This is a genomic window from Flavihumibacter sp. CACIAM 22H1, assembly GCF_001601815.1.
Lineage (GTDB): Bacteria > Bacteroidota > Bacteroidia > Chitinophagales > Chitinophagaceae > Flavihumibacter.
The window spans coordinates 53661-61643 of the sequence record NZ_LUKG01000019.1; the positions used below are offsets into that span (position 1 = coordinate 53661).

6 protein-coding genes and 1 riboswitch are annotated in these 7983 nt (G+C 47.7%); of the genes, 4 read left to right on the plus strand and 2 right to left on the minus strand.

Annotation, left to right across the window (positions count from 1 at the left end; all coding sequences use genetic code 11):
- On the minus strand, positions 1-730 hold a 730-nt coding region (locus A1D16_RS07690), incomplete at its 3' end, for an amino acid permease (protein ID WP_290708777.1).
- 55 nt (positions 731-785) lie between these two features.
- Between A1D16_RS07690 and A1D16_RS07695 the strand changes: the two genes are divergently transcribed.
- The 3 genes from A1D16_RS07695 (at position 786) to cobT (ending at position 6200) form a co-directional block, all read left to right on the plus strand.
- Positions 786-2843 (plus strand): TonB-dependent receptor, encoded by a 2058-nt coding sequence (locus A1D16_RS07695; protein ID WP_290708778.1) that lies wholly within the window; start codon positions 786-788, stop codon positions 2841-2843.
- Between the two features lie 10 nt (positions 2844-2853).
- Positions 2854-3080: riboswitch (cobalamin riboswitch) on the plus strand.
- Between the two features lie 102 nt (positions 3081-3182).
- A complete protein-coding gene (locus A1D16_RS07700) occupies positions 3183-5147 on the plus strand; it encodes a TonB-dependent receptor (protein WP_290708779.1) in 1965 nt (654 codons plus the stop codon).
- 9 nt (positions 5148-5156) lie between these two features.
- The gene (gene cobT, locus A1D16_RS07705) at positions 5157-6200 is read left to right on the plus strand and encodes a nicotinate-nucleotide--dimethylbenzimidazole phosphoribosyltransferase (RefSeq protein WP_290708780.1); all 1044 of its coding nucleotides are present in this window, start codon (positions 5157-5159) and stop codon (positions 6198-6200) included.
- Here cobT and A1D16_RS07710 read toward each other — a convergent pair.
- Complete coding sequence (locus A1D16_RS07710) at positions 6176-6814, minus strand: response regulator transcription factor (protein WP_290708781.1); 639 nt, start codon at positions 6812-6814, stop codon at positions 6176-6178. The two genes, cobT and A1D16_RS07710, sit on opposite strands and share 25 nt — an antisense overlap.
- Before the next feature lie 335 nt (positions 6815-7149).
- On the opposite strand from A1D16_RS07710, the gene A1D16_RS07715 reads away from it, so the two are divergent.
- Positions 7150-7803, plus strand: coding sequence for a PAS domain S-box protein (locus A1D16_RS07715; RefSeq protein ID WP_290708782.1), 654 nt, complete (start codon positions 7150-7152; stop codon positions 7801-7803).
- The last annotated feature ends 180 nt before the right edge of the window (positions 7804-7983 follow it).

Genomic DNA, 7983 nt, shown 5'->3' on the forward strand with positions numbered 1-7983 from the left:
TCAGCAAAATTCCGATAAAAATGCCCCTGGGGATGGTTTTACGCGCATCTTTCACCTCTTCTCCGAAATTAATCGTTTGCTGATATCCCCCATAGGTAAAGGAAACCGCAATTAAAGCAATGCCGAAAGAATAGAGCAGGCTGGAGAAAGAAGCGGGGGCAGCAGGAGCCGCAGAAGCCGGCACAGGCTCCGGAGCGCCTGGAAAAAACAAGGCGCCGATCAAAACCAGCACCATAGAGATCTTAATTAACATCAATACATTCTGCGTTTGCGAACTCATCCGAAGCCCTGCAAGATTTACAAAATAAAAAACCACGATAGCCGACATAGCAATCAATGACTTTACCAGGTCTGTAGCCGGCTCTTCAAAAATCAGTTGGGAAAGGTATTCGCTCCCGATCAGCGCTACCCCAGCCAGGGAGGCCGCATTAGAAATTAATATGATACAATTGATCGCAAAAGCTATCGAGGGGTGATAACAGGCAGCAAAAATTTTATAATACCCCCCGGTTACCGGGTATCTCGACCCTATTTCCGCATAGGTTAATGCGCCGCATAAGGCAATAACGCCCCCCGCAATCCAGGCAGCAAAATAAACCGTGGGCGATAAAGAGGCACTGGCCGCATCCGTTGCCGTTCGAAAAATCCCCATCCCGATAACCAGCCCCACTACAATCATGGTAAGATCAAACAATCTCAACTGATTGGATTTGCCTGTGTTGTTTTGCATGTTAGTCCCGATCTTTACCCAATATAAATCCAAAAGCCAAGCTGGCAAACTAAAAATGAACCTGCTTTTATTTTTTGCAACCCTCTCCGTTGAAATAACCGGGCATCCGGTAACTGATACCCTTCCCCGGACGCAATTAGACTCTGTACTGGTACAGGGATTTGTACAAAAAAGTCCATTGGCTTCCGTGCCTGCTGCGGTGTCCGTTGCCGGTAGTACGGAATGGAACCGGTATTCTCCCGTAAGCTCTGTACCTGCCCTGAATGCCTTGCCGGGGGTAAGGATGGAGGAACGTTCGCCTGGCAGTTATCGCATAGCCATCCGCGGTAGTTCCCTGCGGTCTCCTTTCGGAGTGCGGAACATCCGTTTCTATTACGAACAATTCCCCTTTACAGATCCGGGAGGTTCTACTTACCTGAACTTATTTGCACCGGCGGCTTTTGAGCAACTGGAAATATTGCGGGGCCCGGCGGCTGCGGTATACGGTGCAGGATCCGGAGGAGCCCTGCTGGCAACAGGCAGCAGTCCCTCGCCCGCAACATCCCCGCTCCGGTTGAGCCTGCTGTGGGGTAGTAACGGGTTGTTTCAGACAGACCTGCAATTGCTGACAGGAACAGCAGACAGGTATAACCGCATTCAATTTCATCATCAGCAGACCAGCGGCTTCCGGGCCCACAGCTCCATGAAAAGGAACTATGTCAGCTGGCAAAACAAGCAGTTAATAGCACCAAATTACCGGATCAGCACCCTGGTACTTTACAGTGACCTTGAATACCAAACACCCGGCGGACTCACCAAAGCACAATATGATGCAAACCCGGCGCAGGCACGCCCCGCCGGCGGCCCCTTTCCTTCTGCCCAGGATGCAAAAGCAGCTATTTACCAGCAATCCTTTTACGGTGGCGTACAACAGTTGTATACGCCCGTAAGCCGGGTGCGATTGGAAGCAACACTTTATGGAATGTATAACCGTATCACCAATCCGGCTATCCGTAATTTTGAAAGAAGAACGGAACCTTCTTTTGGTACAAGAGCATTGATCGGTTATACCGTACCGTTATCGTCAGGGAAACTGGATCTTAGTGCCGGGGGAGAATGGCAGAAAGGATATTACCAGGTAACGGTTTTTGGCAACCGGCAAGGCGTACAGGATACCCTCCAGAGTTCGGATGCCTTAACACCTGTCAATTCACTGGTATTTGCGCAGGCACAATGGAAAACGGATACCAACTGGGAACTTAGTGCCGGTATCAGTTACAATAACAATACCCTGCGTATTATCCGGGAGTCGGTGGTTCCGAATTATCGTTTCACAAACAGCGGGCAGGCGGAATGGGCGCCCCGGCTTTCTCTTGCCCGAAAATTCAAATCGTTTACCTTATATACCCTGGTTGCAAAAGGGTTTTCTCCGCCTACCAGCTCAGAAATACTCCCCTCTACCAGTGTTATCAATACCGCCCTCGAAGCTGAAAAAGGCTGGAATTATGAGTTGGGTGTAAGAGGACGGTTTGCCCGGCAAAGACTCTGGGCCGATGTTAATGTATTTTATTTCCAACTGAAAGATGCCATCGTTCAGCGAAGAGATGCCAGCGGTGCAGATTATTTTACCAATGCCGGCAGCACCCAACAGTGGGGCATTGAGTTAAGCACCCGGTATACGCCGTTAAAACAGGCGGCAAACTTTCAATGGCAACCATGGCTGAGTTATACCTTCCATCCATTTAAATACCGTACATATATTCAACTGGAAGCCGATTACAGCGGTAAGTACTTACCAGGCATTGCCCGGCATAGCCTGGCTGCCGGATTGGATCTGCTGCTGGCTCGTTGGGTGGATTTTCATATCACCTACCAGTATGTGGATCCCATCTGGCTGAATGATGCCAATTCAGCAAAAGCAAATGCATACCAGTTGCTGGGCCTTAAACTTGGCGCACAGCTTTATAAATGGAGCACTAAAAAAGCTATTACCGGAACCATCAGCTGGTTTGCTGGTGCAGATAATCTTTTCAATCAGCGATACAGTTTAGGGAACGATATTAATGCAGTGGGCGGCAGATACTACAATGCCGCTGCAACCAGAAACTATTTTGCCGGCATCCGCCTGCAGTAGTGAAAAAACCTATCTTCGCGCCGTATATGGTTCCGCTAATACCGGTTTTACCGGTTGAGGCGGATTAAAAGGGAAGTCCGGTTGATCCCGGCGCTATCCCCGTAGCTGTAATGTTTTAGGAATATTTTCCTCCTGAAGATCCAGAACCACTGTTCGCCTGCGCTTTAGCAAAGGCGGATGGGAAGGGGATCATCAGTTAAACGAGCCAGAAGACCTGCCATCTACAGAAATCATATTTCGCTTTCGGGAGAAAAGCAGTGATGTAAAGGGCCGGTTATTCCGCCATTTATATTTCTACCACTCATTTCCGGAAGCAGTCACTTAATCTTTTTCAAGAACATGAAAAGAACATGGATCTTAGTGGCTGCTACAGTTATCAGCAGCCCCCTCTGGAGTCAACAGCTAAGTACCGACAGTCTTCCATCCCCATTGGATGAAGTGGTGGTAACTGCTAACAAAATTTCGCAAAAGCAAAGCAGTACTGGTAAATCTGTGTTGATCATTAATCGTACAACACTCGAGCAAAATGCGGGCAGAACACTGGCACAGGTACTCAATGAGCAAGCCGGTTTGTTTCTGGCAGGTGCACAAAATAACCCCGGCACTGTTCCCGCGGTATACATGAGAGGAGCGGGAAGCGCCAATACACTTATTCTTATTGACGGTATGCCGGTTACCGATGCATCGGGTATTTCCATTGAATTTGATATCAACCATTTTGCCATCGATCAGATTGAACGGGTTGAAATCCTGAAAGGAGCGCAATCCGTATTGTACGGGTCCGATGCCGTGGCGGGTGTAATTAATATCATCACCCGTAAAAATGCCAGCGGCCGCCCGGTGGCAATCAATGGGCAACTGGCAGCAGGATCTTTCAACACCTACAAGGGCAACCTGGGTATCAGTGGACAAAAAGGAAAACTGAATTACAGCGCGCAATACAGCCGCTTACAATCCAGCGGTTTCTCCGCAGCACATGATAGTACGGGCACCGCTGGTTTTGACAAGGATGGATTTAAACAGCATGTGCTCAATCTTTCCCTGGGCCTGCAGGCAAGTAAAGAATGGAAAATCCAGGGATATTACCAGTTAAGTGATTATAAAGCAGATATCGATGATGCTGCTTATGAAGACGATAAAAACCGAACTATTTACAACCGGCAGCAGGTACTTGGCGTAAAATCCATTCTGCAGTTACCTAAAGGACAATTTGTTGTACATGGCAACTACAACCTGGTGAACCGCGACTATCGCGATCCGGTAAACAACCCGGTTGGATCCAATGATTATGACCCTTCAAGCGGAAAGTACAAAGGCAATTCTTTTTTCGCAGAAGCGTATATCAACTCCACGCTTACTTCAAACCTGAGTATATTGGGAGGGGTTGACTATCGTCGCAACCAGGCAGATATCGCCACTGATTTTGGCGGATTTGGAAGCAGCCTTAGTAAGGACTCCCTGGAAGCCAGCATGATGAGCGCCTATATTACCGCCCACCTGCACAAAGAAAATCGTTTCGGCATTGAAATGGGCGGCCGCTTTACCCAACACCAGGCGTTTGGAGATGCGCTTACCTATTCCCTGAACCCGTATTATGCGCCCATTCAACAATTGAAGTTCTTTGCATCGGCGGGTTCAGCCTTCCGTGCACCCTCTGTTTATAATCTTGCCAGCGAATACGGTAATACCCAGCTGCAACCAGAACACTCTCAACAACAGGAACTGGGCCTGCAGTACAGCAGTAAAAACAACCAGCTTTTTGTTAGAGCCACCTGGTTCCACAGAACAATTAAAGACATCATCCTTTTTGCGCCACTTAACACGCCGCCTTACGGGCAATACCAGAACGGTGATAAACAGGCCGACCGCGGATTAGAACTGGAAGCAAGCTGGAAACCCATCAGCCAGCTTACAGTTAAGGCAAATTATACCTACGTAAACGGGCAACTCAGCACCTCCACGGTAGCAGGAAAGGATACCAGTTATTTCAACCTTTACCGTCGCCCGAAAAACAATGCCAATATCAACCTCGGTTATCAACTTACAAAAGCTGTATACCTGGGCGTTAATTATCGCTGGGTAGATAAACGGCAGGATTTATTTTACAACTCCAACACATTCAGTACAGAACTGGCAACCCTTAAGGCCTATTATAACCTCGACCTCTATGCGAACTATACACTAAACAAACATTTTTCAATTTACCTGGATCTGCGGAATATTACCGATCGCACTTATTTTGACCAGGTTGGATACAATGCCCGGCGGTTTAACATGATGGGAGGTATTCGCTGTCAGTTCTAAATCTACCCGATGGACCTACGGAAACAGGTACAGGAATCAATTGATACAAAAACAAAACCGGTGGGCTCGCTGGGATTGCTGGAAAACATCGCCCTGAAAGTGGCCCTGATTCAGCAATCCCGGCAGCCTGTTATCCGGGAGCCACAGGTGGTTGTGTTTGCGGGAGACCATGGAATAGCTAAAACAGGGCTTGTAAATCCTTATCCCGCTTCCGTTACGGCCGCCATGGTACACAATTTTATGGCCGGGGGAGCAGCCATCAATGTATTCTGTCGCCAGCATCAGCTGGGCTTAACCATCGTAGACGCCGGTGTAGACGCAGACCTGAGCAAATACCGGCCGTACCCCCGCTTTATAGATGCAAAAATTGCCAGGGGAACTAAAAATTTTCAGTTTGAGCCTGCTATGCAGTTCGAAGAAATGGAAAGGGCCCTGCAGGCAGGTACGGCTATTGCAAAAGAAATAGCTGCCGGGGGCAGTAATACCATTGCTTTAGGAGAAATGGGAATCGGGAACAGTTCTTCAGCCGCGCTGCTGATGTCCTGTATCATGCACCTGCCCGTTTGCCGAACCGTTGGAAAAGGCACCGGTACCAACGCTGCACAACTTGCTCAGAAACGGGCAACCCTGCAAGCCGTTTTAACACAGCACGGAACGATCTGCCAGCTCAATTCCCCGTTAAAAGCATTGCAGTATTTTGGTGGATTTGAAATTGCTATGATGACCGGGGCTTACCTCGGAGCCAGGGACTCAGGTATGGTAATTGTGGTGGATGGCTTTATCGCCACAGCAGCCCTGCTGGTGGCACATGCCCTTCAACCATCGATCCTGGAAAACTGCATTTTCGCACATTGTTCCGGAGAGCTAGGACACCATACCATGTTGCATTACCTGAATGCCCAACCCTTGTTGAATATCGGCCTGCGACTGGGCGAAGGAACTGGTGCTGCACTGGCCCTTCCCTTGCTGCAGTCGGCCATTGCCTTTCAACGCGAAATGGCCGGCATGGACACCCTGAACCATTTGATTCAGGAACGTTTGGAAGCCTGGTAGGCTTTGCCTAATTCCACCAGCTCTAACAGGTTATTACAATTTAGTTTTTTAAACAACCTGGCTTTATGTGTTCCTACCGTGGAGGTGCTGGTGCCGAGTATGGTGGAGATTTCTGTCAGGGATTTCCCTTCCATCATCAATGACGCTATTTCAAATTCTTTGCCGCTCAATTTATCAAACGGATTGGAGGGATCTTCCTGTTGAAGCCCTGTTGCTAATTGAAGCGCCAGCTCAGAGCTGATATACATCTTGTTATTCAGCAGGGTTTCCACTGCTTTTTTCAACTCCTGGATACCAGTGTTCTTAGAAAGAAAACCTTTAGCTCCTGCCCGAATAAGCCTGGGTGCATATATATTTTCAGCGCTCATTGAAAAGATCAGCACTTTCGCTTCCGGAAGACGGACCTTAATAAATTCCATAATTCCGAATGTATCAGTGCCCGGCATGTAAACGTCCATAATGATTAGGTCAAATGGCCTTTCTTTCAGCTTTTCCAGTGCAGAAGCCTCATCTTTAGCTTCATGGATTGTACAGGGACGAAATAACTCGGCCAGTACATGCCCAATACCGGTACGTACAACTTCATGATCGTCAATGAGTAGAAAATGTTTCACTTATACAAAATAAGGAAATTACAGAATTAATGTCGCATTTTTTCTACATGAAATAACAAGTTTGTCTATTGTGGGGGCAGCGGAACACTTGCACCTTTGTATTGTAGTTGGTCCGTTATTAATCTGTATCCAATATCCTTTAAAACCTGAAACAAAACCCGAAAACCGTCCAAATCCATGTAAAGCCGTATCCACTCTGTGAAACCTGATTAGTATCAGCTTTTTTTATCTAAGGTTAATGGAAAGCCAGGGGCGCGAAACTTTCTCTTGTCAGAGATTTTTGTGCCCTTTTGGTTTTTCGCTTTTTTTAGCGATCTTCTGACAACCTTTCTAACATGCAACAAACCGAAACAGAAATCATACGGGAGTATGAACGTATCATGAATGCTTCCCTGGACATCATTTGTACGATGAACCAGGACGGCATGTTTACCCGGGTTAGCCAGGCCGCTACCCGCATACTTGGTTATACAACAGAAGAATTACTCGGCAAACCTTACCTGGGATTTATTGCAGATGCAGATCAGGAAGCCAGTGTTTCCATGCTGGCCAAAGCAATCAGCGGACAACCGGTCAACCATTTTGATAACCGGGTATATTGTAAAAATGGAGAACTGGCCAATATCCGCTGGTCAGCTAACTGGAACGAAACTGCTAAATCGCTCTATTGTGTAGGCCGGGATGTTACAGAGAGAATTAAAACCGAAGCCCGTATACAGGAATCGGAACAACGCTACCGGAACTTATTCCTGAACAATCCCCTTCCTATGTGGATCCTGGATATGGATACCAAACAGTTTCTGGAAGTGAATGAAAAAGCAATCAGTCATTATGGATACAGCAGGCAGGAATTCCTGGCAATGACCGCATTTGCAATAAGGCCGGAGGAAGACCGGCGCCTGATGAACCACTGCAGCGCATACAGGAAGGCGCCAACCTGGTACATAAAGGCCGATGGAGGCATCTCAAAAAAAACGGGGAACTCATAGACGTAGAAATCACCTCTCACCAGATCGACTACCACGGCAAACCCGCTGCCCTTGTTTTATCACACGATATTTCAGAACGGGTACGCCTGGAAAAACTGAAAGTGGAAGAAGAAAGAAACCGGGATGCGCTGATCAATTCAACCAGCGATATGATCTGGAGTATTGACAGCAACTATCGTT